The following is a 22,292-nucleotide window of genomic DNA, read 5'->3' as shown; positions in this document are numbered from 1 at the left end:
GCGCATGGCATCATAAGGCACGGTATCGTGCGTCAGGAGACGAGCCTATGGCCAAGCACGCAAAGCACGCAGCCCCTCCCCGCCGTCGGCGTTCCGCCCAAAAGCACACCTCGCATAAGGGCGTCACCCTGTACACACTGGGGGTCCTGCTTGTGGCCGTATCGGCGCTGCTCTCTCTGCGCCTCTGGCCCCGCCGCATCGTGGATGCAGTTCCTCCGGCAACGGAGGCGGAGTCCCCTGCTGTTTCGGAGGAGCTTGTTGTGCCTGAGCCGCAGCCTGTCGTCACGACACTGCGCTTCTCGGCTACGGGAGACAACCTCATCCATGCACCCATCTATTCGCAGGCCGCCCGGCGGGCTGCAGAGGGCGAAGGATACAGCTTCGATTACTGCTACGCGAATCTGCTTGATTTCTATGCACAGCAGGACATCAACTGGATCAATCAGGAGACGCTCTGCAGCAAAGAGCTTGCGCCCTCTACCTACCCCTGCTTCTCGACTCCCGGTGAGTGCGCCGAAGCGCTTTACCGGGCAGGTTTTCGGGTGTTCAGCCTCTCGAACAATCACACCTACGACAAGGGGGCTGTGGGCATTGCCGCTACCCTCCGGTTCTGGGAGACGATGCCCGAGGATGTGATCACCACCGGCCTGTGGAAGGGCGAGGTGGACTATGGCCGCATCCCCATCCAGACCGTGGACGGCGTAAAGATCGCGTACCTCTCCTACACCGAGCACACCAACGGCATCCCCCGGAACAGCAAGATGACCGCAAACATCATCTACACCAGCCAGCAGGATGTCATGGAGCAGCAGGTGCGGGCGGCCCGGCAGGAGGCCGATTTTGTGGTGGTCGGCGTACACTGGGGCGTCGAGGACAGCCACAACATCACGCAGGCACAGCGCACCTTAGCTCAGTCTCTGGCCGACTGGGGCGCGGATGTGATCATCGGCACCCACCCGCACGTTCTGCAGGACGCCGAATGGCGCACCGCAGCCGATGGGCGGAACGTATTTGTGGCCTATTCGCTGGGAAATTTCCTGAGCACCCAGAGCAAGCCCGACCAGCTCATCGGCGCGGTCCTGACACTGGATCTGGAGCAGACCGTCGAGCCGGACGGCAGTGTCCGCTGCGCGGTGCGCGGCCCGAAGCTCCATGTGACAGTGACCCACTATGACGCCGGAAAGTCCAACGTCCGCACCTATCTGTTCCGGGATTATACGCCTGAGCTTGCAAAGGCCCATGGCGTCCGCGCTGCCTACCCAAACTTCGGATACGATTACATCCGCCAGACGGCACAGACCTACATCAACAGCGAATTTTTGGAGCTTGCATAAAGTTTGAATCAGAACGCCCGATGGGCAGAATGGAGTGTTTACTATGTACGGTGTTTCCAAAATCAATATCGAGCCGAGCCTGATGATGATCAGCGTGCAGGATGCCGAGTTCAAGGGCAACACGATGGCTCGTTATCTGCAGATCTTCGCCGACACCGGCGTTGTAGTGGATATGATCAGCCAGAGCGCCCCCCACGGTACCAGCATGGACTTCAGCTTCACGGCATCCAGCAGCGATCTGCCGTTGGTGATGAAGGCCATCTCTGCCGCGAATCTCAACAAGGATGCCAAGGCCTCTCCCCTCATCAGCGTGGGCTACTCCAAGCTGAACCTCTTCGGAGAAGAGATGGTCACCAGCTGCGGTGTTGCCGCGCGTGCCCTGAATGCTCTGGCAATGGCAGGCATCGAGGTGCTGCTCATCACTACCAGCGACCTTGACATTTCCCTGCTCGTCCGTTCTGAGAATGAGGATGCTGCCTATGAAGTCCTGAAGAAGGCTTACGAGCTGTGACCTGAATAGAAGCGAACCTCCCTTGTCCTGCATGGGACAGGGGAGATTTTTGTATGAAAAAGCCCCGGCTGTCCCCTCTCCTGTCACAGAGAGAAGACAGCCGGGGCTATTGTTTTACCAGAAGCTTACAGGCTCACCTTGTGGTAGACCTTCTTACCCTTCTTGATAACGATACCCTTGGACAGCTGCTCGGCGGTGAAGCTTGCCGTGGGGGCAGCGACCTTTTCGCCATCCACCAGAACGCCGCCCTGCACGACCAGACGGCGGGCCTCGCCGTTGGAAGCAGCCAGACCAGCCTTGACCATCAGGGTCAGGATGCCGATGGCACCATCGGTCAGGTCGGCCTCGGTCAGCTGGGTGCCGGGCATATGCTCGGTGTCTCCGGCAGCGCCGCTGAACAGTGCGCGGGCTGCGTTCTGCGCCTTGTTGGCCTCCTCCTCGCCGTGGACCATCTTGGTCAGCTCGAAAGCAAGGATCTCCTTAGCCTCGTTGAGGCGCTGATCTTTCCAGGTGCTCATCTCATCGATCTGCTCCAGCGGCAGGAAGGTCAGCATCCGGATACACTTCATGACATCTGCATCGCCGACGTTGCGCCAGTACTGATAGAACTCGAAGGGGCTGGTCTTGTTGGGGTCGAGCCAGACGGCATTGCCGGCGGTCTTACCCATCTTCTTGCCCTGAGAATCGGTCAGCAGGGTGATGGTCATGGCGTAGGCATCCTTGCCCAGCTTGCGGCGGATCAGCTCAGTGCCGCCCAGCATATTGCTCCACTGGTCATCGCCGCCGAACTGCATATTGCAGCCGTAGTGCTGGAACATATAGTAGAAGTCGTAGCTCTGCATGATCATGTAGTTGAACTCAAGGAAGGACAGGCCCTTCTCCATGCGCTGCTCGTAGCACTTGGCACGCAGCATATTGTTGACGGAGAAGCAGGCGCCCACATCGCGCAGCAGCTCGACATAGTTCAGGTTCAGCAGCCAGTCGGCGTTGTTCAGCATCAGGGCCTTGCCCTCAGAGAAGTCGATGAACTTCTCCATCTGCCTCTTGAAGCAGGCAGCGTTGTGGGCAATGTCCTCCTTGGTCAGCATCTTGCGCATATCGGTGCGGCCGGAGGGGTCGCCGATCATAGTGGTGCCGCCGCCGATGAGGGCGATGGGCTTGTTGCCTGCCATCTGCAGGCGCTTCATCAGGGTCAGGGCCATAAAGTGTCCTGCGGTCAGACTATCGGCGGTGCAGTCGAAGCCGATGTAGAAGGTAGCCTTGCCGTTGTTGATGAGGTCGATGATCTCCTCATCGGTGATCTGGGCCACCAGACCGCGGGCTTTCAGTTCTTCGTACAGAGTCATAAGAAATTTCCTCCTGTTTTGTCGGGCAGAGGGAAAAACAAAACGCCCTCCGCCAAAATAAATTGGCAGAGGGCGATAAAATTCGCGGTACCACCTCTGTTTGCCGCCTCTTCACAGAGACGGCCTCACGAGTGCACACCCCAGAGTAGAGTGACACTCCTGCGTTTGTAACGCTCGCACGCGGCACAGCCTACTCGTCGTTCAGCCTGCAGCTCCGGGAGGTATTTCACCTGCGTCTCCGCAGCCCCTTTCACCAGCCGGGGCCTCTCTGGGCAGAGCGCATCAGGGTACTCGATTCCCATCTTCGCCTTTCAACGAGATTCAGTTTAGCACATCCCTGTGGGAATGTCAAGCACAAAAGCGCCTGCTTATTTCCCGGCGCTCCAGCCCAGCATTTCCCGGGCGTTGGCCAGCGAAAGCTCCGTGACATGGTCGCCGGAGATGAGGCGGGCCAGCGCCTCCACCCGTCCATTCTCGTCCAGCGGGTGGATCTCGGTATAGGTACGCTCATTCGTGATGTTTTTCTGGATGAGCAGATGGCAGTCTGCCAGCGCAGCGATCTGGGCCGTGTGGGTGATGCAAAGGATCTGATGACCCTCGGCACTCTGGCGCAGCACCTCACCGATGCGGCTGGCCGCCTTGCCGGAAACGCCGCTGTCGATCTCGTCGTAGATGACGGTCGGCACAGCGTCCTTGTCGGCCATCGCGTTCTTGATGGCGAGGGTGATACGGCTCAGCTCGCCGCCTGAGGCGATCTTCGCCAGAGGCTTCGGGGCTTCGCCGGGGTTCGTAGAGATATAAAACTCGATGCTGTCCTGTCCGTGACTGGCCAGCGGTCCCCGTGTATGGCGGAGCGTCATCCGCACGCCCGGCATATTCAGAAAGTCCAATGTGTCAGAGATGCGCTTGTTCAGCTCTTCAAACGCCTTCAGCCGGGTCTGGGTCAGAAGCTCCGCCTTTTCCCGCGCAAGGGTATAGAGACGGCGCTGCTCCTTCTGCAGATGCTCCACCCTCTCCTGCGAGGACTGTATCATCTCCAGCTCCTGCCGTGCCCGCTCGCCAAACGCGAGGATATCCTCCACCGTATCGCCGTATTTCCGCCGGAGCTTGTAGATGAGATCGATGCGCTGCTCGATCTCGTCCAGCTCTGCGTCGTTGGTGTCGTAAGCGTCCAGACGGCCGATGAGATCGGCGGCGACGTCCTTTGCGGTGTAATAGAGGTCGAGCAGCTGGCCCGCACCGGCAGACAGCTCTCCGTCGAGCTGGGCCGCTGCATCCACGGCGTTGGAGGCTTCGCCCAGAAGGTCAACGGCACCGGGGGCTTCGTCGCCGCCCGAGAGCAGCGCGTAACACTGGGCAATGCGGTCCCGGATGGTGGAAGCATTCGCCAGCACCTTGCGGCGGCTTTCCAGCGTCTGCTCCTCCCCTGCCGTCAACGCCGCATCGTCGATCTCCTGCACCTGATAGCTCAGCAGGTCGATGCGGCGCTGCTTTTCGCCCTCGTCGGTGATCATGGCGTCCAGCGTTTTCTTGACCCCCACCAGCTCCCGATAGATGGCATAGTATGCCTGATATTCCGCGCCGTTCTGGGCGTAAGCGTCCAGAATGCCCTCATGCCGGGCTGGATTCAGCAGACCCACCGAGTCGTGCTGGCCATTGATGTTGATAAGTCCGCCGCAAAGCTCCCGCAGGACAGCGGCGGTGGCAGGCATCCCGTTGATGCGGCAGGTGCTCTTGCCCTCGGCGGTGATCTCGCGGCTGAGCAGCAGCGCTTCGGAGCGCTCGTAGCCTGCCTTTTCCAGACTGTCAAGAACGGCAGGCGGCACATCCTCAAATGCAGCCCGGATGACAGCCTTGGCCGCACCGGTGCGCACGAGATCCTTGGAGGCGCGGTTGCCCAGAATAGCGTTGATGGAGTCGATGAGGATGGATTTGCCTGCGCCCGTCTCACCGGTCAGGACGTTGAGGCCCTTTTCAAAATGGACATTGGCTTTCTGGATAACTGCAACATTTTCGATCTGCAGGCTGCTCAGCATAGTTTCACTCCCGCGTTTATTTCTGCCCGATGTGACGGGTCAATTCCGAACAGATGGTCTTGGCGTCCCGCTCCGAACGGGCCACGATCAGGAACGTATCATCGCCAGAAAGGGTGCCGACGACATTTTTCCACTTCAGGGCGTCGAACACTTCACAGGCGGCATTCGCCATGCCGGAATAGCATTTTACCAGCACGACATGCCCGGCAAAATCCACACCCAGCACCGACTCGCGGAAGATCGTCTCGAACCGGCCCTGCATCTTGGGGTTGAGGCTTTCGTTGTGGCTGGAAACATAGCGGTAGCCGTCTGTGGTGGCGGCTTTGACGAGACACATTTCCCGGATGTCCCGGGAAATAGTCGCCTGCGTCACCTCGAATCCCTCCTGACGCAGGTGCTCAAGCAGCACCTCCTGACGGCTGATGGGGTTCTCCTGGATCAGTCGGAGGATCGTCTGCTGACGTTCCGCCTTGCCTTTTGACTCAGCTGGATTGTTTCGGCCCATATTCCTTGCCTCCTCTTGTTGTTATCTCCGGCTGCGCAGTTTCTGGTCGATGGCCTGAAACTGGTCCGCCCTGCTGAAGGTGACGAGCTGCACGATCTGATCCGAAAGGCGGATCTCTGCCGTCGAACCGGCGCTGAGCGGATATTCCGCCGCACCATCGCAGCTCAGGAACACTTCGTTGTCCACCACCTGCCCGACACAGATGTTGATCTTCCGCTCCTGTGCAAAGACCATTGCCGGGCTGGTCAGGCTGTGGGGGCAGATGGGCGTGACGACAATGCCCTTGGTCTGCGAGTCAAGGATCGGCCCGCCTGCCGCCAGTGAATAGGCCGTAGAGCCGGTGGGCGTCGCTACGATGACGCCGTCTCCGCGATAATGCTCTACAAGGATGTCGTCGCAGTAGATGCTGAAATCGATGGCCTGCTGCAGGCGGCCTTTGGTCACGACCACGTCGTTGAGGGCATGGCCCTCCCAGTTCTCTTCGCCCAGCACCCGCACATAGAGCAGCATCCGGCTGTCCAGCAGATATTCGCCCCGCACCAGCGCCGCAAGCTTTTCCTCCATTTCATCCACCTCGCAGGTGGCAAGGAAGCCGCAGCGGCCGATGTTGATGCCGAGGATGGGCTTCTGGTATTGAAGCGTAAGGTTCGCCTCATGCAGGATGGTGCCGTCGCCGCCGATGGTCAGGATAACATCGGTACGCGGGAGGCACTCTTCCAGCGGAAGGTACTGCACCCCATCGGCGCAGCAGGTTTCGTTCAGGTCATCCCGCATCAGGACGGTGGCCCCCTGCATCAGCAGGAGCTGCGCTGCCTGCTGGGCGGTGGCCACCGCCTGCTCTTTGCCGGGGTTTGGCGAAATGTAAACGGTCATATGACGTCTCCCAGCCGATTTATTTGTCCAGCGAGCTATGGCTTGCAGCCACGACCTGCTCGGCGACGGAATCATCCAGAACGCCGGGCTGCTCACTCTTCTGGACGAACATCAAATACTCGATGTTCCCCTCCGGGCCTTTGACTGGGCTGAAATCCAGACCCCGCACAACGAAGCCGTTTGCGGCGGCATAGCCCATGGCATTGTGCAGCACCTCGCGGTGGGTGGCAGGGTCACGGACAACACCGTTTTTGCCCACCTTCTCACGGCCTGCCTCGAACTGAGGCTTGACCAGACAGACGCCCATCGCATCCGGCGTCGTGATGGCCTGCGCCACCGGAAAGATGTGATGCAGCGAGATAAAAGACACGTCCACGCTAAAAAACTCCACTGGATCGGCCAGCATATCCGGCGTGACATTGCGGATGTTGGTCCGCTCCATATTCACGACACGCTCGTCGGTGCGCAGGCTCCATGCCAGCTGGCCGTATCCCACATCCACAGCATAGACCTTGACGGCACCGTTCTGCAGCATACAGTCGGTAAAGCCGCCTGTGGACGCACCGATGTCCATACAGACCTTGCCGCGAGGGGTCAGCGGGAAGCACTGCATCGCCTTTTCCAGCTTGAGTCCGCCCCGGCTGACGTATCCGATGTCGTGGCCGCGCACCTCGACCTTGGCATCTTCCTTTATCATCTCACCAGCCTTGTCCACCTTCTGCTCGTTGACGAAGACGACACCGGCCATGATGAGAGCCTTGGCGCGCTCACGGCTCTGGATCATACCGTGCTGCACCAGATATTGGTCCAAACGAATTTTCAAAGTGTTTTCTCTCCTTTCGGGTCTGCCGCCTGCACAGCCTCGGCCAGATGCACCGCATCCAGCCCGGTCGCCTGCTTGATCTGGGGCACCGTCGCGTGGGGCAGGCTCAGCTCCCTCACCGCGCGGTGGATGTACCGGCCGCACCAGCCTGCATCCTGCAGAGCGCGGGCCAGATGCTCGCCGATGCCGCCGCAGGCTGCGCACTCTTCTGCCATCAGGACGATGGAGTAGGCCGAAAGCTCCTGCACCAGCCCTTTCCCGAACGGAAAGATGCGGACCAGCTTGTACACATCGCAGGGGACACCCTCTTTTGCCAGCAGCTCTGCGGCGGCAAGGGCATCCTCCACCTCATCCGCATAGCTCACCAGCGCAGTCTTTGCACCCGGCAGAGAGACGAGCTTGTCGTACTCCCTGCCCGTGCAGCCGTATCCGGCCAAGACCTTGCTCTCGCCGCCGCGGGGGTAGCGGATGGCCCGAGGCCCCTGCATCTCATGCCGCAGCAGGATGGCCAGCCAGTACCGCAGCTCCTCATAGTTCGAGGGCGAGTAGATGGGCATTCCGACCTGACTGAGGAAGGTCGGGTCGTAGATGCCCTGATGGGTCTCCCCATCGCCGGGCACAAAACCTGCGCGGTCAACGGCAAAGACAACATTCTCCCGCAGCAGGCTGACATCGTGGATGATCTGGTCATAGCTGCGCTGCAGGAAGGTCGAATAGATGCAGACCACCGGCAGCATCCCCTTGCTGGCAAGGCCGGCGGCGAAGGTCACGGCGTGTTGCTCAGCCATCCCGACGTCAAAGAAGCGCTCCGGGTGGGCGTGGCTGAAAAATTGCAGACCAGTGCCATATTTCATCGCCGCCGTGATGGCACAGAGGGTATCGTCCGCATCTCCGGCCTCACTGAGCGCACGGCCAAAGGCATTCGAGAACGACTCCGCCGGGGCGATCTCCGGGTCGGGGATGCCTGCCAGATCGAACTTCGAGACGCCATGATAGTTGCCGGGATTCGACTCCGCCGGGGCATAGCCCTTGCCCTTCTTTGTCACAACATGGAGCAGCGTCGGCCCGGGCTGGGCACAGACCGTCTGCAGGATGCGCTCCAGCTCCGGCTCGTTGTGGCCGTCGATGAGGCCGAAATAATGGAACCCCATATCCTCGAAGATCGTGGAGTGATACATGGCCCGACGCACCACTTTTTTGCTGTTTTGCAGGGCAGTTTTGATGGGGGTGCCGACAAGCGGCACCCCGCTCAGAAAGCTGTTGACATTCTCCTTTGCCGTGAAATAACGGGTCGTGGTGCGCAGATGGCCCAGATACCCTGCCAGTGCGCCGACATTGTGGGAGATGGACATCTTGTTGTCGTTCAAAATGACCATCAGATTGTCCAGCTTGCCGATGTTGTTCATTCCCTCGTAGACCATGCCGCCGGTAAAGGCACCATCGCCGATGATGGCCACCACATGGCCCGGCTCGCCCTTGAGCTTTTTGGCCCATGCGATGCCGATGGCGACCGATAGGGCGGTGTTGCCGTGCCCGGCGATAAAAGCATCGTGAACGCTCTCATTCGGGTTTGGGAAACCCGAAAGGCCGTCCAGCTGCCGCAGGGTGCCGAAGCGCTTGTACCGTCCGGTCAGCAGTTTGTGGGTGTAGCACTGATGGCCCACATCGAAAACGAACGCATCCCGGGGGGTCTCAAAGATGCGATGGAGCGCGACCGTCAGCTCGACTGCGCCGAGGTTGGAAGCAAGATGTCCGCCCGTTTTGGATACGCTGTCCAGCAGAAATTGACGAATTTCCCCGCAGAGCTGCTGGATCTGCGCACTGTTCAAGCGCTTCAGGTCACTTGGCTGTGAAATATTCTGAAGCAGTGAAGGATGCATAAAGTGACCGTCCTCCTCACATTTCAAATTCCGGATGATTTCAACACAGAAGTCATTTTTGCAGGCAGGGCGGTCTTCTGAAAAACTGCCCAGATGGGGCGCACTGCTTATGAAAACAACTTCTTATTAGAGGTGCATCGGATACAAAAAGCCGACGACGACGCCGACGACCATGCCTGCCATGACCTGCAGCGGCGTGTGTCCGACCATCTCCTTCAGATGCATATTCTGAAGGAAGGGAGCGTTTTTTTCGCTGATGTCGATCCACTCCTCGATCATCTGGTTGAGCACCTTTGCCTGTTCGCCGGTCTCGTGGCGCACACCCATTGCATCGTGCATGGTGATGATGGCGACTACGCTGGCCACTGCAAAGATAGCCGAGCTGATGCCCTCGCTGCGGGCGGCGGCAATGACCATCGCACAGACCGTGGCGCTGTGGGCGCTGGGCATACCGCCATCGCCCCACATCCGTTCGAGCTGGAATTTGCCCAGCAGGATGAAGTTGATGATCGTCTTCAGCACCTGTGCGACGAACCAGCTTACGATGGAGACCGTCAGTATCTCGTTGACCGAGAACAATTCCTTGATCAGTTGCATTGTTTGTTCTCCTTCTTGAATTTTATCGCATTCCCGCAGCCGACGTCATAAGCGCCGCATCTGCCCTATCGTCCCAGACACGATGCTCAGCTGCGGCGGGCCAGCAGCGTGCGGGCCAGCTGCTCCAGAAAAGCGCTCTTTTCGCCGAATGCGTCATGCAGCGCCGCACAGGTCTCATCGTTCAGTTTCTCTGCCAGCTGCATCGCTCCGTCCGCGCCGAACAGGGTGACGAAGGTCGTCTTACCGTTCTCGCTGTCGCTGCCGATGGGCTTGCCCAGCTGCTCGGCGGTACTGGTCACATCCAGCACATCGTCCACGATCTGGAACACTAGGCCGATGCCGTAGGCGTAGGCTTCCAGTGCTTTGCGCTGGGCCTCGTCGGCCTGTGCCGCCGCGCCGCCCATCTGGATGGCCGCATTGATGAGCGCCCCCGTCTTGCGGCGGTGGATGAGGCGGAGCTGTTCTTCCGTAGCGGCGAGCGCCTCGTATTTCAGGTCAAGCTCCTGTCCATACACCATGCCCCGGCTCCCGGCTCCTGCGCCGAGCGCCTGTGCTGCGCAGACGCAGACCGATGCCGGAGCGGGCGCACCGGCCACAGCCTCGAAGGCCTCCGTCAGCAGCACATCGCCCGCCAGCATGGCAGTAGACTCTCCGAATGCCCTGTGGCAGGAGGGCTTGCCCCGGCGCATATCGTCATTGTCCATGCAGGGCAGGTCGTCGTGGATGAGCGAATAGCAGTGCAGCATTTCAACGGCCGCTGCAAACTGTTCCGCCGCCTCGGCGCTGCCGTGGAGCATATCGCACACGGCCAGCACCAGCACGGCCCGGATGCGCTTGCCGCCGCCCATCAGGCTGTAGCGTGCCGCACGGCAGACCTCAGACTCCTCGGGCAGATAGCGCTCGCACGCCCGGTTCAGTGCTTCTTCTGCACGGGCCAGATATTCGCCGTACTGCTTTTTATACTCGGTGCTCTCCATTATGATTCCTCCCTGCGGGCTGTTATGATTCTTTGGGTTCTGCCTCTGCCTTTTCGCTGCGGGCAGCGTCGATCTCCTCCATCTGGAGCGACGCCTTTTCCAGCGCAGCATGGCAGTATTCCATCAGCGAAGCCGCTTCTGCATAAAGCTTGACCGACTCCGTAAGGGTCGTCTCCTCGCTCTGCATCTGGCTCAGGATGGTTTCCAGACGGGCCATGCCGTCCTCAAAGCTTTTGGGTGCTCTCATTCAGTTCCTCCACGGACAAGACCGTACATTCTGCCGTATGCGCTGCGCCGCGCAGGGTGATCCGGTCGCCCGTAGAAAGGGCGTCCGCGCTGCACAGCCTGTTTTTGCTGTCGTATACCATCGCGTAGCCGCGCCCCAGCACCCGGTAGGGGCTGAGGGAGTCGGCCAACGCGGCAGCATGACGAAGCTGATTTGTTCGCTTCTGGATGCCGCTCCGGGCTGCATCCTCAAGCTCTTTTTGGTATGCCTCAAGCTTTGTCTGCCCGGCTGTGAGTGTCCGGCGGGTCATGTCGCGGGAAAGCTGCTGCCCGGCCCTTTCCAGACGCCCCAATGCCGCAGCAAAACGGCTCTGCAAGGTGCTCTGACAGCGCTGCTCCAGCTGAAGCAGTACCCGCAGAAGCTCTGCGCGGTCGGGCACCGCCAGCTCTGCCGCTGCCGACGGAGTCGGTGCACGGCGGTCCGCCACGAAATCCAGAATGGTAAAGTCGATCTCGTGTCCGATGGCGCTGATGAGCGGCACTTTGCAGCGGTATGCAGCCCGGGCGATGACCTCGGCGTTGAAGACCCAGAGGTCTTCCCGGCTGCCGCCGCCCCGAGCCACAATGATCTCATCCACTTTCCCGCTCCGGTCCAGCCGCCCGATGGCGTCGGCGACCTGCTGCGCGGCCTCAAAGCCCTGCACGCTGACCGGGCAGAGCAATAGCTTTGCTGCCGGCCAGCGTCGGCTGATGACATTGCGGATGTCCTGCAGTGCCGCACCGGTCTTGCTGGTGACGATGCCGATGCATTTGGGGTAAGCGGGCAGAGGCTTTTTATGCTCTGCCGCGAAAAGTCCCTCCTGCTCGAGCTTGGCTTTCAGCTGCTCAAAGGCCAGCTGCGCCGCGCCAATGCCGTCCGGGAACATCTCGTTGACGTAGACCTGAAACGCGCCGTCCCGCTCGTAAAGAGTAGCACGGCAGCGCACGACCACCTTCATGCCTTCCTCAGGCCGGAAGCCGAGCCGCCTTGCATCCGAGCGGAACATCACCGCCTTGACGCTGGCAGCTGCGTCCCGAAGGGAAAAATAGCAGTGGCCGCTGCGGGCATTCTGTACAAAGTTTGCGATCTCGCCCCGCAGCGCCAGATCAAACAGGATGTCGTTTGCATCCAGCAGGGTCTTGACGTACTGGTTCAGGGCAGAGACAGAGATCACTTCAGCCATAGACCGGCCTCCCGTGCCGCAAGAATGGACACGCCGATGGCGTTGTCGCTGGAATACTGTCCGGGCACAAAATACACCTGCGGAAGGCGCTGCTGCACCCAGCTGCGGATGATGTCGCTGCTCATGACGCCGCCTGCGCAGACCACCGTCAGCCCGGGATATTCCTTCTGGGCAGCCTTGGTCATCCTGACCACCGTATCCGCCACGCAGAGCAGACAGTATTTGCAGACATAGGCGGGGCTTTTGCCCGCCGCCAGCAGGGCGTTGCACTGGTTCTCCAGCCCGGAAAGGCTGCATTCCATCCCTCGGACGCTGGATTTCGGTTTGATGGTCTCCTCACATTCAGCGGCCAGACGGGAGACCTCCGCGCCAGCCGGGAACCCAAAGCCCAGCTTGACGCCCACACGGTCCACTGCCTGTCCGGCGTAGAGGTCGGAGCTTGTGCCCAGCGTCTCGATATGCTTCACCTCATCGCAGAGGAGAAGGTCGGTGGTGCCGCCGGAGATGTGGAAGAGCAGCGTTTTCTCGCGGAAGAGCGTCTCCCCTTTGGCGGCAAACAGTGCCGCCGCTGCGTGGCCCTGCTGATGGGTCGTGCGGACAAGAGGGATCCCCCGGGCCAAAGCGAATGCCTCAGCGGCGCTGACGCCTGCCAGAAAGCAGGGCATATAGCTGCCCTCCACCGGACGGGGCTTTTCCGACACGCCCACGGCGCTGATCTTCGTCAAATCGAATTCGCCGCCCAGCTCTGCCATCATCGCAGGCAGAGCCGCCGTGTGATGAAACAGCGCATCGCTCTGGCGCAGGCCAAGCTGGCCCTCCTTGACCGGAAGAAAACGCTTTTTTGCGCAAACAACCTCTCCGGCTGTATCAAAGACGGCCAGAGAGGTTGCATAGTTGCTGGTGTCGATGCCCAGCGTATAACTGCTCACAGCTGCTCGGACTCTGCGTCCAGACCCTGTTCCCGTGCCACAGTGCCCAGCAGACCGTTGACGAACTGATAATCCTCGTCTGCGCCATACTTTTTGGTCAGCTCGACGGCCTCGTTGATGACGACGCCGGGCTTCTTCTCATCGCCGTACAGCATCTCGGCCAGACCCAGACGAAGCACAGTCAGGCTCACGCGGGGCAGACGCTCCATCGTCCAGTTGCGCAGATGGGCGCTGATGAGGTCATCCACCTCGGCGGAGTGCTCGTAGTAGGCCCGCAGCAGACGCTGGCCGAACACATCCACAGGGTGCTCTTCGTCGCACTCGTGGTGGTTGTCCAGAGCCTCCTGCAGGGGGATGTCACCAAAGGTCTGAGAAAATGCCAGCAGAAATGCATTTTCGCGTGCTTCACGGCGGGGCAGAATATTTTCCATAATGTTCCTCTCACAGCGGCAAAGCCTTCCCTTTTGCGGGAAGGCTGACCGCATCTTTGTTTTCGTTTTCGTTCTCGGCTCAGGCCTGCGGCTCAGCCGCCGGGGCCAGACCGGCAATGACAAGGTCAACACGGCTGACCGTAACATTGGTCATGTTCTGGACGGCAGACTTGACGTTCTCCTGCACCTTCTCGGCCACAGCCGGGATGCGTGCGCCAAAGGCCGCCACAATTTCCAGAGTGATCTCTGCCGTGCCATCCCGCATCTCTACGGTGACGGGCGACTGGACGTTGGCACGCTCCAGAAGGTCTTTCACCTTCCGGTTCTGCTTGCCGCAGGACACTTCTGCCACGCCCTCGATCTCCAGCGCTGCACAACGAGCGATCTTGCCGATGACCTCCGTGGAGATCTGCAGACTACCGCCCTTCAGATCCATATTCTGTAAATCCATTCTATGGCCCTCCATCCAAAATGAGCGAACGCCCATTTTATTTTGTGCGATCCATGCAAAAGGCAAAGCCCTTTGCAAAACCTTTGATGTCATTATACCATTTTCTCCGGTTTTATACAACACCTTACTTCACTTCCACCACAGTAATATTCTGCGCAGTCACCTCGCTCTTGCTGAGGACGATGTCTCTTATCTGAGCCACCTGTGCCGCGGTCAGGGCGTCGCCGGAGGTCATGACGGTCAGGTCTGCCCGGCCGGACTGCAAAAAGCAGAGGCAGTCGGCAAAGCCCTTTGCCTTGACCAGCGTTTCGATCTCGTTTTCTGCGTTGAGGTCCTCGAGGTTTGCGGTCATCTGCCGGGTGCAGTCCTTTTTCTCCTCGGCGGAGAGGCCCGAGGTCTTGAGAGTCTTCTGGATGGTGTCCATCGCTTCATCGTGGGCTTTCTGGCGCTTGAGACGGGCTTCTTCGAAGAATTTTGCCCCTGCGTCGTTGGCTACGCTGACAAGCTGGGCCTCGCCGTAATTCTTGTTGGCGCTGGATACAGCCTCGGCCTCCGTCATCAGCCCGTCGGTGACGGGCGAAGCCACCGGCTCTCCCTCCACGGCCACCGCCGAGACGTTGACGGCCTCCTCATCCACCCCGATGCCGGTGCGGGCGTACTGCCAGTTGAGGTATACTGCCACGACCAGCGCCGCCGCAAGGGTCAGCGCAGTGACCCTGCGTGTATTTTTGGTGATAGCTCTCATCCGTGTCTCCTCCTTGCATATTTCATGGTTCTCATAGCTGCAAAAAATCATTCCCGGCGCTGCTCTACGCAGATGCGGTTGGACGGAACATCCAGCAGCGCCCCCACCAGCTCGGTGATACGGACAGCGACCCGGACATCTCCCCCGCCCTCGCATACCACAGCCACTCCGCACACTCTGGGCGTACAGACCGTCTGCGCCAGCGCCGTCCCATCGTCCAGCAGCACATGGGTCTGCTGTTGCTGGGTCTGTCCCGAGAGCGTGTCCAGAGCATAGATGGTCTCCTCCCCGCTTTCCAGCGTGATCATCACGGTGGTCCTCCCTGCGCCTTCCACCTGCGTGATGAGGTCGGAAAGCTGCTGCTCGAGCTGCTGACGGTAGGCGCTCTCATCCGCCGGGGCAACGCTGGCTGCTGCAGGCTTCTCCGAAGGGTTGAACAGCTCCGACAGCAGGAGGAGCAGCATCGCCGCAGCCCCCAGCAGGACCGCCAGCCGGGCGCGGTTCTCCTTCTGCACAAGGTCCTTCAGCCGCAAAAAGAGCTTGTTTTTCATGGCACAGCCTCCCCCCAGCATATGCTTTCTGGTTCAAGCTGAAGCTGTGCTGTCAGCAGTTTCTCCACCGCCTGCTTCCGGGCATCGGTGAGGGCGCCCTGCGGGACGGCCTGCACAGCGGATGCCGCCACGCCCTCCGCGGTCCGGCATAGGGTGATGCGCAGTTTCACCCGGATGCCTATCTCCGCGAGGCAGGCATCCTCCAATCGTCGGGAAAGCTCTTCTTCCGTCTGCGCAAGGATGGCATCCTCCAGACTGCCCACCGAAGCAGTCTCCGCCTGCGGCAGCTTCGGCGCGGTGAGCTGGGCTTTTGCGCCGGGCAGGGCATCTGCAAAGGCTACTAGAATATATAGCCCCGCCACCGCTTTTATGCACTTCTGCCCCCAGCCCGGCCCCACAAAGCGGGCCGCCAGCTCGGCACAGATACAGGCTGTACAGAAGACCGCCGCCGCACACTCCAGTGCCTGCATCACGAACCACCTCCTACCATAAAAAGCAGAGCCACCCCTGCCGCTGCCAGCCCGAAGAAGAGGGCCACAGCTGCTGCCATACAGCGCACTGCCTCGGCGAAGCAGTCGAACAGGGCGCGGCAGCGCGAGATGCCCGTCAGGCTGCAAAGCAGACTGCACCCCATAAGCAGGGCCAGCTGGATCATCAGCCCCAGATAGAGCGGCACGAATTCTGCCCCCAGCACCGACAACGCTGCCAGCCCCAGCCCGCTCTTGAGCATCTGCACCCCTGCAAGGATGGACTCCGACGCACTGCTGAGGGTCTGCCCGATGATGGGCACGCTCCCGGCCAGAAGCTGGCCGGTGCGGAGCGAAAAGCGGTCCAGCTGGAACGCCGCCGCCCGCTGCAAGCCCAGCAGAGCGACCAGCACTTTCCCGGCCCAGCCCAGCGCTTGGCGGAGGGCACTGCCGACACCCTTGCAGAAGACGCCCAGCGCCGGTTCTGCGCTGATGCAGCAGGCCATGCTGAGCATCAGATAACAGTGGAGCAGAGGCTGCACGAAGGCTGCGGCCAGCTGTGCCAGAAAACAGAGCGCCGTCAGCAGCGTTCCGCTGGTTGCACTGCCTGCCGCCGCTTCGCCGCCCATCGTGAGGACGCCCGCATAGACGGGCAGAAAGCCCAGCAAAAAGCTGCGCCAGCTCTCCATCTGCGCACAGAGCGTCTGTGCCTCTTCCACCAGATTCCCCCAGAGCAGGACACCACAGCCGCCCGCCGCAGCCAGATCCAGCAGATCGCTGTCGGCACACTCTCCCGCCAGAAGCCCCAGCACCGCGGTCAGTGTCAGGAACAGGAGGACCGAGGTATAGTCCCGGGCCATCTGCTGCACCATTGCCCCCAAGGACTGGGGCAGAAAGCTTTTCAGCGTCTCCCACGGCGAGGATACGGCGTCCTCCAGATCAATGCGGCTCTGCTGTAAATACGGCTCCCAGAGGGCGCTCCCGGGCAGCGTCGTATCCGAAGCAGCCCGCGCCGCCGGGGCCGCGAGCGCAAGGCTCGTCCACAAAAACAGTATGGCCAGCCCGAAGCGAAAAAACTTGTCCCATTTCATCCCGCAATGCTCCCGATCTTCTGGCCGATCTCTTCCAGCAGGGGCCACGCCGCCGCCAGCACCAGCACCCGGCCTGCCAGTGCCGTGCACCACGCCAGCGATTCGGCCCCGGCTTCCTCGCAGAGTGCGCGGGCGTAGTCAGCCAGCAGGATAACGCCCGTACACCGCAGCAGGCAGGAAAAGGCGTCGCCGCCTGCCCGCTGTTCCAGTCTCTCAAAGCCGGCAAGCACGATCTCGGCCGCCGTGCTGATCTTCCACAGCACGAGGACTGCCGCCCCCATCGAGACGAACAGCCCAAAGGCCGGGGCGCTCTTCTGGAACAGGGTGTACAGGACGGCTCCCACCACCGCAAGCCCCAGCATCGTGAGGGCGCTCATAGCGCAAAGAGGGACTTGATGGTGACGAAGAGCACACTGATCTGCTTGACCAAAATGGACAGCACCACCACAAGCCCTGCCAGCGTGGTCATCATCGCCTGATCCTCCCGGCCCGAGCGGATAAGAAGCTGGTTGAGCACCGCGACGATGATGCCGATGGCCGCGATCTTAAAGATCAGGTCGATCTCCATACACATTCCCCTTTCAGAGGCAGAGGATGGCTGCTGCCAGCCCGGCGGCAACGCCCAGCTTATGGCAAAGCTCCAGCTGAGGGCGGGTGCGTTCCTCTGCCTGACGCAAAAATACCCCGAACCGCTCCTGATAAAACGTCAGCCTCTGACATTCCTGCCCAGCCTCCGCCCGTCCAATGTCCGAAAAGCACTCGGTATAGCAGTCCCGCTCCGGGCGGGTCAGCCCGGGCGGCGGGCAAAGAGCCTGAAAGCTCTCGCCCCGGACAGCCCCCTCCCGTTCCAGCCTGCGGAACAGCAGGGTGAGATCGGTGCGGCGGTAATCGATCTCCTGCCGGACCCGCTGCAAGAGCAGGAGCGTCTCTTCCAGTGCCTCCAGATGCCGCCGGGCGTTCCGGCAGGCTGCATCTCCCGCGCACCAGCCGCAGCCCAGCCAGAACAGTGCCCCGACGATCCGCAGCGTCTTCATGAGAACCGCACCTCTTTCAGCTGGCCCGGCGCGGTGCGGCCCTTCAGCAGTACCGCTGCATGGAGCGCACCGCATTTTTGGAGATACTGCACCTGTGGGCGGCGGGCAGCTTCCTCCCAGCTGGCGGCATGGAGGGTAGCGATGAACTCCACCCCGCTGAACAGCCCCTGTTCAAGGGCATAAAGCTCGTCCATCCCGCCCAGCTCGTCCAGTAATATCACCTGCGGCGAGAGAGTGCGCAGAGCCATCTGCACTGCCTGCCCCTTCGGCACGCCGCTGAGGATATCGAGAGGCAGGGCCGCTGTTTCCTCCGAGGGGAATATCTCCCGCCGCTCGTCGATGACGGCCACTGCTCTTTCCCGGCTTGCCAATTCCCGCGCGATGCCCCGCAGGAGGGTCGTCTTGCCGCTGTCCGGCTCCCCCATCAGGAGCATCCCCACAAAGCGCTGCTGCAAAATATCCCGGAGCTTCTGCGACAGAGGGAACTCCCGGCTGCGGGCCACACGGATGTTGACCGAGCGCAGCTCCTGCAAAACGGCGCTCTGCCCCGGCGGGCAGTAGAACCGCCCGGCCAGCCCGGCGCGGCATCCGCACCCGAGGGTGACATAGCCTGCCGCGATCTCTGTCTCGTAGCTGTGCACCGACCCGTTGCAGAGGGTGAGGAAGATCTCCTCCATCTGCAACGGCGTCAGCCGGAGCTTTTGCAGAGCGGGCAGTCCCGCCGGGCAGCAGGGCCTGCCCCCGATGGTCAGCTGCACCCCGCAGCCTACCCGAAGGCGTATCTCATGTACCTGTTCTGCAATGTCCGGCGGCAGGGCGCTCAGAGGCCGCGCCAGCCATGCAGGCAGGGCCTGAACGGCCCGGTAATACTCGTCCATCTCGTTTCTCCTTCCGTCTCGTCGCTTTGGCTTCTTGCTCCTACTGTATGCGGCGGCGGCGCTTTTAGAACGCAAAAAGGCCCACGCAGCGGTTCTCCACTGCGTGGGCCTCTGGGCCTGTTCTGTTTATGTTACGCTTCCGGTTCGTCCCGCAGCATAGCGAGGAATTCCGCTTCCGTCAGCACGGGCACGCCGAGGGTCTGCGCCTTGGTCAGCTTGGAGCCTGCCGCCGCACCGGCCACGACATAGGCCGTTTTCTTGGAGACCGAACCGCTGGCCTTGCCGCCGTTCTTGACGATGAGGGCCTCTGCCTCATTGCGGGAGAGGCTCTCAAGGGTGCCGGTGATGACCAGCGTTTTGCCCGCCAGCTTATCCCCTTTCGGCTCGCCCTTCCACGTCATGTTCACGCCAACGTCGGCCAGACGGTGGACAAGGTCGGTGGTGCCGTCCTTGGCGAAGAATTCCACCACGCTCTGCCCCATCACGCCGCCGAAGCCGTCGATCTCGCTGATCGTTTCGATGTCAGCTTCCCGGATGGCTTCCAGCGTGCCGAAGTGCTCGGCCAGCAGGGCGGCGGCCTTGTCTCCGATGTTGCGGATGCCAAAACCGAACAGCAGCTTGTCCAGATTGTTCTGCTTGGAATTTTCGATGGCGTGGAGAAGGTTCGTTGCGCTCTTCTCCTTGAACTTTTCCAGCGTCAGCAGCTGCTCGAGGGTCAGGTCATAGAGGTCTGCCGCCGAGTGGACAAGGCCCTTGTCCACCAGCTGGGTCGCCACCGCCGTGCCCAGACCGTCGATGTCCATGGCGTCGCGGGAGGCAAAATGGATGATGTTGCGCAGAGATTGGGCCGGGCACTCGGGGTTGACGCAGCGCAGGGCGGCTTCGTCCTCAAGATGGACGACCGGTGCCCCGCAGGACGGGCAGACTTCCGGCATCTGGTAGGGCGCGGCATCCTCCGGGTGGTGGACGACGCCGATGACCTCCGGGATGATGTCGCCGGCCTTCCGCACCTGAATGGTGTCGCCGATGCAAAGCCCGAACTGGCGGATGAAGTCCTCGTTGTGGAGGGTCGCACGGGCCACCGTCGTACCGGCAAGAAAGACGGGGTCGAAGCAGGCCGTCGGGGTCAGCACGCCGGTGCGGCCCACAGCCACCTCGATGCTGCGCAGGGTCGTCTCCTTGACCTCGGGCGGGTACTTGAAGGCGATGGCCCACCGGGGGAATTTGTTGGTGGAACCCATCTGCGCGCGCTGGGCGAAATCATTGACCTTGATGACCGCACCGTCCATGTCGAAGTCGAGCTTTGAGCGGTTCTGGCCGATCTGCTCGATCTCCCGGATGGCGTCCTCGATGTCGTGGACGATATGGTAGCGGGGCGAGACCGGAAGGCCGAGACTCTTGAGGTAATCGAGGCTCTCTGCGTGGGTGGACAGCTCCTTGCCCCGCACCTGCTGGACATTGAATACAAAGATCGAGAGGCCCCGGCTCCCGGTGATCTTCGCGTCCTTCTGGCGCAGCGAACCGGCAGCGGCGTTGCGGGGGTTCTTGAAGGGAGCGGCGCCCTGCAATTCCTGCTCGGCACAGAGATGTCGGAATGCCTCGTGGGGCATATAGACCTCGCCGCGCACCTCGAGAAACTCGGGGGCATTCTTCAGCTTCTTCGGGATTTTTTTGATGGCCCGGACATTGGCAGTGACATCCTCGCCCACTACGCCGTCGCCTCGGGTGGAAGCACGCACCAGCTCCCCGTTCTCGTACTCGAGGCTGCACGAAAGACCGTCGATCTTGATCTCGACTACATACTCCGGCTCGATACCCGCATCCCGCACTCTGCGGTCAAAATCACGCAGTTCATCGTAGGAAAATGCATCCAGCAGGCTCTCCATCTTGACCGCATGGGTCACTTTCTGGAAGCGGCCGCTGGGCGTTCCGCCGACGTGCTGGGTGGGCGAAGCGGCCGTGACCAGCTCGGGGTACTGCGCTTCCAGCTCCTTCAGCTCCCGGGTCAGGGCGTCGTATTCGAAGTCCTCCAGCTCGGGGGCATCCTGATCGTAATAAAGGCGGTTATTCTTCTCGATAACAGCGCGCAGTTCCTCAACGCGCTTTCTGGCTTGTTCCAGTTCCACAGTTCCACTCTCCTGCCTGACACGGCATCACGCCCGCGTCTTATTTCTCATGCGATAGTATACCACAAAACGGGGCATTTCGTAAACGAAAAAACAGAGCTGCCCTCCCCTTTTGCGGGGAAATGCAGCCCTGCAGTATTCTTGCTTTTTAGATGGAGATGGTATTGCAGACGTCCACGAGGACCGGGTCGATGCTCTTGGTCATCTCGAGCGCCTCGTCCACGGGGTAGTCCACCAGCTGCTCGCCCTTCATGCCGACGATGCGGTTGTACTTACCCTGCTCGAGCAGGCAGACAGCGTGGTAGCCCATTGCAGAAGCATTCACGCGGTCGCGGAGCGTGGGAGAGCCGCCGCGTTGGACATGGCCCAGAATGGTGGCGCGAGTGTCGATGCCGGTGCGGGCCTGGATCTCGTTGGCGATCTCCTGCGAGTGGCCGATGCCCTCGGCGACGATGACGATAAAGTGGCGCTTGCCGGTGCGCTGGGTCTCGACGATCTTGTCGAGGATGTCGCGCTGCATATCAAATTCCTTCTCCGGCAGCAGCACAGCCATAGCACCGGAGGCGATGGCGACGTTCAAGGCGATGTAGCCTGCGTTGCGGCCCATGACCTCGACGACGCTGCAACGGTCGTGGCTCTGGGTGGTGTCGCGCAGCTTATCGATCATCTCGAGCGCGGTGTTCATCGCCGTATCATAGCCGATGGTGTAGTCGGTGCAGGCAATATCGTTGTCGATGGTGCCGGGCAGGCCGATCATCGGGATGCCGCGGTGTGCCAGCTCACGGGCGCCGCGGTAGGAGCCGTCGCCGCCGATGACCACCAGCGCATCGATGCCCAGCTCGCGGCACTTGGCTGCACCCTTATCCTGACCCTCTTTGGTCTTGAACTCAAGGCAGCGTGCGGTGTAAAGGATGGTGCCGCCGGCAGAGATGATGTTCGAGACGCTGCGCAGGTTCATTTCGAAGCACTCACCGTTCAGCAGGCCGTTGTAGCCGCGCTGGATGCCGATCATGCGGAAGCCCTTGTGCAGGCCGGTACGGACCACGGCACGGACAGCTGCGTTCATGCCGGGGGCGTCGCCGCCGCTGGTCAGAACACCGATCGTCTTGATTTGCTTTTCCATAGAGAGATTCCCTCCAATTTGTTTCTTCACATACCACTCGGGGCGTGCGCATCCCCTTCTTCCACAGATGCGGCCCGGTTCGATGCAACATATTTGCTATGGCTTGCCTTAGACAATTATATCACAAAGTCAGCCA

At 61.0% G+C, this 22,292-nt stretch carries 25 protein-coding genes and 1 other annotated feature; of the genes, 2 read left to right on the top strand and 23 right to left on the bottom strand.

The window, feature by feature from the left end; all coding sequences use genetic code 11:
• Window positions 1-47: 47 nt before the first annotated feature.
• Window positions 48-1,334, top strand: a complete 1,287-nt coding sequence (locus LKD23_RS05740) for a CapA family protein (RefSeq protein ID WP_227620840.1) — start codon at window positions 48-50, stop codon at window positions 1,332-1,334.
• A 43-nt stretch (window positions 1,335-1,377) separates the two neighbouring features.
• Complete coding sequence (locus LKD23_RS05735; protein WP_227620839.1) at window positions 1,378-1,845, top strand: ACT domain-containing protein; 468 nt, start codon at window positions 1,378-1,380, stop codon at window positions 1,843-1,845.
• 125 nt (window positions 1,846-1,970) lie between these two features.
• Here LKD23_RS05735 and tyrS read toward each other — a convergent pair whose 3' ends face one another.
• The 23 genes from tyrS to pfkA form a co-directional block, all read right to left on the bottom strand.
• Window positions 1,971-3,191 (bottom strand): tyrosine--tRNA ligase, encoded by a 1,221-nt coding sequence (gene tyrS / locus LKD23_RS05730; RefSeq protein WP_227620838.1) that lies wholly within the window; start codon window positions 3,189-3,191, stop codon window positions 1,971-1,973.
• 65 nt (window positions 3,192-3,256) lie between these two features.
• Window positions 3,257-3,505 (bottom strand) — a binding site (T-box leader).
• Window positions 3,506-3,559: 54 nt separating this feature from the next.
• Window positions 3,560-5,227, bottom strand: a complete 1,668-nt coding sequence (recN, locus tag LKD23_RS05725; protein WP_227620837.1) for a DNA repair protein RecN — start codon at window positions 5,225-5,227, stop codon at window positions 3,560-3,562.
• A gap of 16 nt (window positions 5,228-5,243) precedes the next feature.
• The gene (locus LKD23_RS05720) at window positions 5,244-5,732 is read right to left on the bottom strand and encodes an arginine repressor (protein WP_227620836.1); all 489 of its coding nucleotides are present in this window, start codon (window positions 5,730-5,732) and stop codon (window positions 5,244-5,246) included.
• 21 nt (window positions 5,733-5,753) lie between these two features.
• Window positions 5,754-6,605, bottom strand: coding sequence for an NAD(+)/NADH kinase (locus LKD23_RS05715; protein WP_227620835.1), 852 nt, complete (start codon window positions 6,603-6,605; stop codon window positions 5,754-5,756).
• A gap of 19 nt (window positions 6,606-6,624) precedes the next feature.
• Window positions 6,625-7,428, bottom strand: coding sequence for a TlyA family RNA methyltransferase (locus LKD23_RS05710; RefSeq protein ID WP_227620834.1), 804 nt, complete (start codon window positions 7,426-7,428; stop codon window positions 6,625-6,627).
• On the bottom strand, window positions 7,425-9,308 hold the full coding sequence (gene dxs, locus LKD23_RS05705; protein ID WP_227620833.1) for a 1-deoxy-D-xylulose-5-phosphate synthase: 1,884 nt from the start codon (window positions 9,306-9,308) through the stop codon (window positions 7,425-7,427). Before dxs ends, LKD23_RS05710 begins: the two co-directional genes overlap by 4 nt.
• A gap of 126 nt (window positions 9,309-9,434) precedes the next feature.
• Window positions 9,435-9,905, bottom strand: coding sequence for a divergent PAP2 family protein (locus tag LKD23_RS05700; RefSeq protein ID WP_227620832.1), 471 nt, complete (start codon window positions 9,903-9,905; stop codon window positions 9,435-9,437).
• An 86-nt stretch (window positions 9,906-9,991) separates the two neighbouring features.
• Window positions 9,992-10,882: a polyprenyl synthetase family protein gene (locus LKD23_RS05695; RefSeq protein ID WP_227620831.1), complete on the bottom strand. Its 891-nt coding sequence runs from the start codon at window positions 10,880-10,882 to the stop codon at window positions 9,992-9,994.
• Between the two features lie 22 nt (window positions 10,883-10,904).
• Window positions 10,905-11,129 carry an exodeoxyribonuclease VII small subunit gene (xseB, locus tag LKD23_RS05690; RefSeq protein WP_227620830.1) on the bottom strand — a complete coding sequence of 75 codons (225 nt, stop codon included), beginning with the start codon at window positions 11,127-11,129 and terminating at the stop codon, window positions 10,905-10,907.
• The gene (gene xseA / locus LKD23_RS05685) at window positions 11,107-12,330 is read right to left on the bottom strand and encodes an exodeoxyribonuclease VII large subunit (protein WP_227620829.1); all 1,224 of its coding nucleotides are present in this window, start codon (window positions 12,328-12,330) and stop codon (window positions 11,107-11,109) included. Before xseA ends, xseB begins: the two co-directional genes overlap by 23 nt.
• Window positions 12,318-13,259 carry a tRNA (adenosine(37)-N6)-threonylcarbamoyltransferase complex transferase subunit TsaD gene (locus tag LKD23_RS05680; RefSeq protein ID WP_227620828.1) on the bottom strand — a complete coding sequence of 314 codons (942 nt, stop codon included), beginning with the start codon at window positions 13,257-13,259 and terminating at the stop codon, window positions 12,318-12,320. Before LKD23_RS05680 ends, xseA begins: the two co-directional genes overlap by 13 nt.
• Window positions 13,256-13,690: a transcription antitermination factor NusB gene (gene nusB / locus LKD23_RS05675; RefSeq protein ID WP_227620827.1), complete on the bottom strand. Its 435-nt coding sequence runs from the start codon at window positions 13,688-13,690 to the stop codon at window positions 13,256-13,258. The genes LKD23_RS05680 and nusB overlap by 4 nt, the downstream gene beginning before the upstream one ends.
• Window positions 13,691-13,769: 79 nt before the next feature.
• A complete protein-coding gene (locus tag LKD23_RS05670; RefSeq protein ID WP_149793355.1) occupies window positions 13,770-14,156 on the bottom strand; it encodes an Asp23/Gls24 family envelope stress response protein in 387 nt (128 codons plus the stop codon).
• Window positions 14,157-14,265: 109 nt separating this feature from the next.
• On the bottom strand, window positions 14,266-14,886 hold the full coding sequence (locus tag LKD23_RS05665; protein ID WP_227620826.1) for a SpoIIIAH-like family protein: 621 nt from the start codon (window positions 14,884-14,886) through the stop codon (window positions 14,266-14,268).
• Window positions 14,887-14,933: 47 nt separating this feature from the next.
• The gene (locus tag LKD23_RS05660) at window positions 14,934-15,437 is read right to left on the bottom strand and encodes a SpoIIIAG-related protein (RefSeq protein WP_227620825.1); all 504 of its coding nucleotides are present in this window, start codon (window positions 15,435-15,437) and stop codon (window positions 14,934-14,936) included.
• A complete protein-coding gene (locus LKD23_RS05655) occupies window positions 15,434-15,907 on the bottom strand; it encodes a hypothetical protein (protein ID WP_227620824.1) in 474 nt (157 codons plus the stop codon). The genes LKD23_RS05660 and LKD23_RS05655 overlap by 4 nt, the downstream gene beginning before the upstream one ends.
• Window positions 15,907-16,995 (bottom strand): stage III sporulation protein AE, encoded by a 1,089-nt coding sequence (locus LKD23_RS05650; RefSeq protein ID WP_227620823.1) that lies wholly within the window; start codon window positions 16,993-16,995, stop codon window positions 15,907-15,909. Before LKD23_RS05650 ends, LKD23_RS05655 begins: the two co-directional genes overlap by 1 nt.
• On the bottom strand, window positions 16,992-17,372 hold the full coding sequence (locus LKD23_RS05645; RefSeq protein ID WP_227620822.1) for a stage III sporulation protein AD: 381 nt from the start codon (window positions 17,370-17,372) through the stop codon (window positions 16,992-16,994). Before LKD23_RS05645 ends, LKD23_RS05650 begins: the two co-directional genes overlap by 4 nt.
• Window positions 17,369-17,563, bottom strand: a complete 195-nt coding sequence (gene spoIIIAC / locus LKD23_RS05640; RefSeq protein WP_005934292.1) for a stage III sporulation protein AC — start codon at window positions 17,561-17,563, stop codon at window positions 17,369-17,371. Before spoIIIAC ends, LKD23_RS05645 begins: the two co-directional genes overlap by 4 nt.
• Window positions 17,564-17,576: 13 nt before the next feature.
• Entirely contained in the window at window positions 17,577-18,029 is a 453-nt protein-coding gene (spoIIIAB, locus tag LKD23_RS05635; RefSeq protein WP_227620821.1) for a stage III sporulation protein SpoIIIAB, read from the bottom strand.
• Window positions 18,026-18,907 (bottom strand): ATPase, T2SS/T4P/T4SS family, encoded by an 882-nt coding sequence (locus LKD23_RS05630; protein WP_227620820.1) that lies wholly within the window; start codon window positions 18,905-18,907, stop codon window positions 18,026-18,028. The genes spoIIIAB and LKD23_RS05630 overlap by 4 nt, the downstream gene beginning before the upstream one ends.
• Window positions 18,908-19,038: 131 nt before the next feature.
• A complete protein-coding gene (gene ligA, locus LKD23_RS05625; RefSeq protein ID WP_227620819.1) occupies window positions 19,039-21,033 on the bottom strand; it encodes an NAD-dependent DNA ligase LigA in 1,995 nt (664 codons plus the stop codon).
• A 148-nt stretch (window positions 21,034-21,181) separates the two neighbouring features.
• Window positions 21,182-22,156, bottom strand: a complete 975-nt coding sequence (gene pfkA, locus LKD23_RS05620; protein WP_227620818.1) for a 6-phosphofructokinase — start codon at window positions 22,154-22,156, stop codon at window positions 21,182-21,184.
• Between the last annotated feature and the right edge of the window lie 136 nt (window positions 22,157-22,292).

The sequence above is a fragment of the Faecalibacterium butyricigenerans genome, from assembly GCF_020687345.1.
Classification (GTDB): Bacteria; Bacillota; Clostridia; order Oscillospirales; family Ruminococcaceae; genus Faecalibacterium; species Faecalibacterium butyricigenerans.
Note: the sequence above shows the minus strand (reverse complement) of the source record. Positions and strands in the feature narration are given on the sequence as shown.

Excerpts from the sequence above, each read along its gene's own strand:
- LKD23_RS05740 (WP_227620840.1), top strand. The coding sequence starts at position 48 with ATGGCCAAGCACGCAAAGCACGCAGCCCCTCCCCGCCGTCGGCGTTCC.
- LKD23_RS05735 (WP_227620839.1), top strand. The coding sequence starts at position 1,378 with ATGTACGGTGTTTCCAAAATCAATATCGAGCCGAGCCTGATGATGATC.
- tyrS (WP_227620838.1), bottom strand. The coding sequence starts at position 3,191 with ATGACTCTGTACGAAGAACTGAAAGCCCGCGGTCTGGTGGCCCAGATC.
- recN (WP_227620837.1), bottom strand. The coding sequence starts at position 5,227 with ATGCTGAGCAGCCTGCAGATCGAAAATGTTGCAGTTATCCAGAAAGCC.
- LKD23_RS05720 (WP_227620836.1), bottom strand. The coding sequence starts at position 5,732 with ATGGGCCGAAACAATCCAGCTGAGTCAAAAGGCAAGGCGGAACGTCAG.
- LKD23_RS05715 (WP_227620835.1), bottom strand. The coding sequence starts at position 6,605 with ATGACCGTTTACATTTCGCCAAACCCCGGCAAAGAGCAGGCGGTGGCC.
- dxs (WP_227620833.1), bottom strand. The coding sequence starts at position 9,308 with ATGCATCCTTCACTGCTTCAGAATATTTCACAGCCAAGTGACCTGAAG.
- LKD23_RS05700 (WP_227620832.1), bottom strand. The coding sequence starts at position 9,905 with ATGCAACTGATCAAGGAATTGTTCTCGGTCAACGAGATACTGACGGTC.
- LKD23_RS05695 (WP_227620831.1), bottom strand. The coding sequence starts at position 10,882 with ATGGAGAGCACCGAGTATAAAAAGCAGTACGGCGAATATCTGGCCCGT.
- xseB (WP_227620830.1), bottom strand. The coding sequence starts at position 11,129 with ATGAGAGCACCCAAAAGCTTTGAGGACGGCATGGCCCGTCTGGAAACC.
- xseA (WP_227620829.1), bottom strand. The coding sequence starts at position 12,330 with ATGGCTGAAGTGATCTCTGTCTCTGCCCTGAACCAGTACGTCAAGACC.
- nusB (WP_227620827.1), bottom strand. The coding sequence starts at position 13,690 with ATGGAAAATATTCTGCCCCGCCGTGAAGCACGCGAAAATGCATTTCTG.
- LKD23_RS05670 (WP_149793355.1), bottom strand. The coding sequence starts at position 14,156 with ATGGAGGGCCATAGAATGGATTTACAGAATATGGATCTGAAGGGCGGT.
- LKD23_RS05665 (WP_227620826.1), bottom strand. The coding sequence starts at position 14,886 with ATGAGAGCTATCACCAAAAATACACGCAGGGTCACTGCGCTGACCCTT.
- LKD23_RS05660 (WP_227620825.1), bottom strand. The coding sequence starts at position 15,437 with ATGAAAAACAAGCTCTTTTTGCGGCTGAAGGACCTTGTGCAGAAGGAG.
- LKD23_RS05655 (WP_227620824.1), bottom strand. The coding sequence starts at position 15,907 with ATGCAGGCACTGGAGTGTGCGGCGGCGGTCTTCTGTACAGCCTGTATC.
- LKD23_RS05650 (WP_227620823.1), bottom strand. The coding sequence starts at position 16,995 with ATGAAATGGGACAAGTTTTTTCGCTTCGGGCTGGCCATACTGTTTTTG.
- LKD23_RS05645 (WP_227620822.1), bottom strand. The coding sequence starts at position 17,372 with ATGAGCGCCCTCACGATGCTGGGGCTTGCGGTGGTGGGAGCCGTCCTG.
- spoIIIAC (WP_005934292.1), bottom strand. The coding sequence starts at position 17,563 with ATGGAGATCGACCTGATCTTTAAGATCGCGGCCATCGGCATCATCGTC.
- spoIIIAB (WP_227620821.1), bottom strand. The coding sequence starts at position 18,029 with ATGAAGACGCTGCGGATCGTCGGGGCACTGTTCTGGCTGGGCTGCGGC.
- LKD23_RS05630 (WP_227620820.1), bottom strand. The coding sequence starts at position 18,907 with ATGGACGAGTATTACCGGGCCGTTCAGGCCCTGCCTGCATGGCTGGCG.
- pfkA (WP_227620818.1), bottom strand. The coding sequence starts at position 22,156 with ATGGAAAAGCAAATCAAGACGATCGGTGTTCTGACCAGCGGCGGCGAC.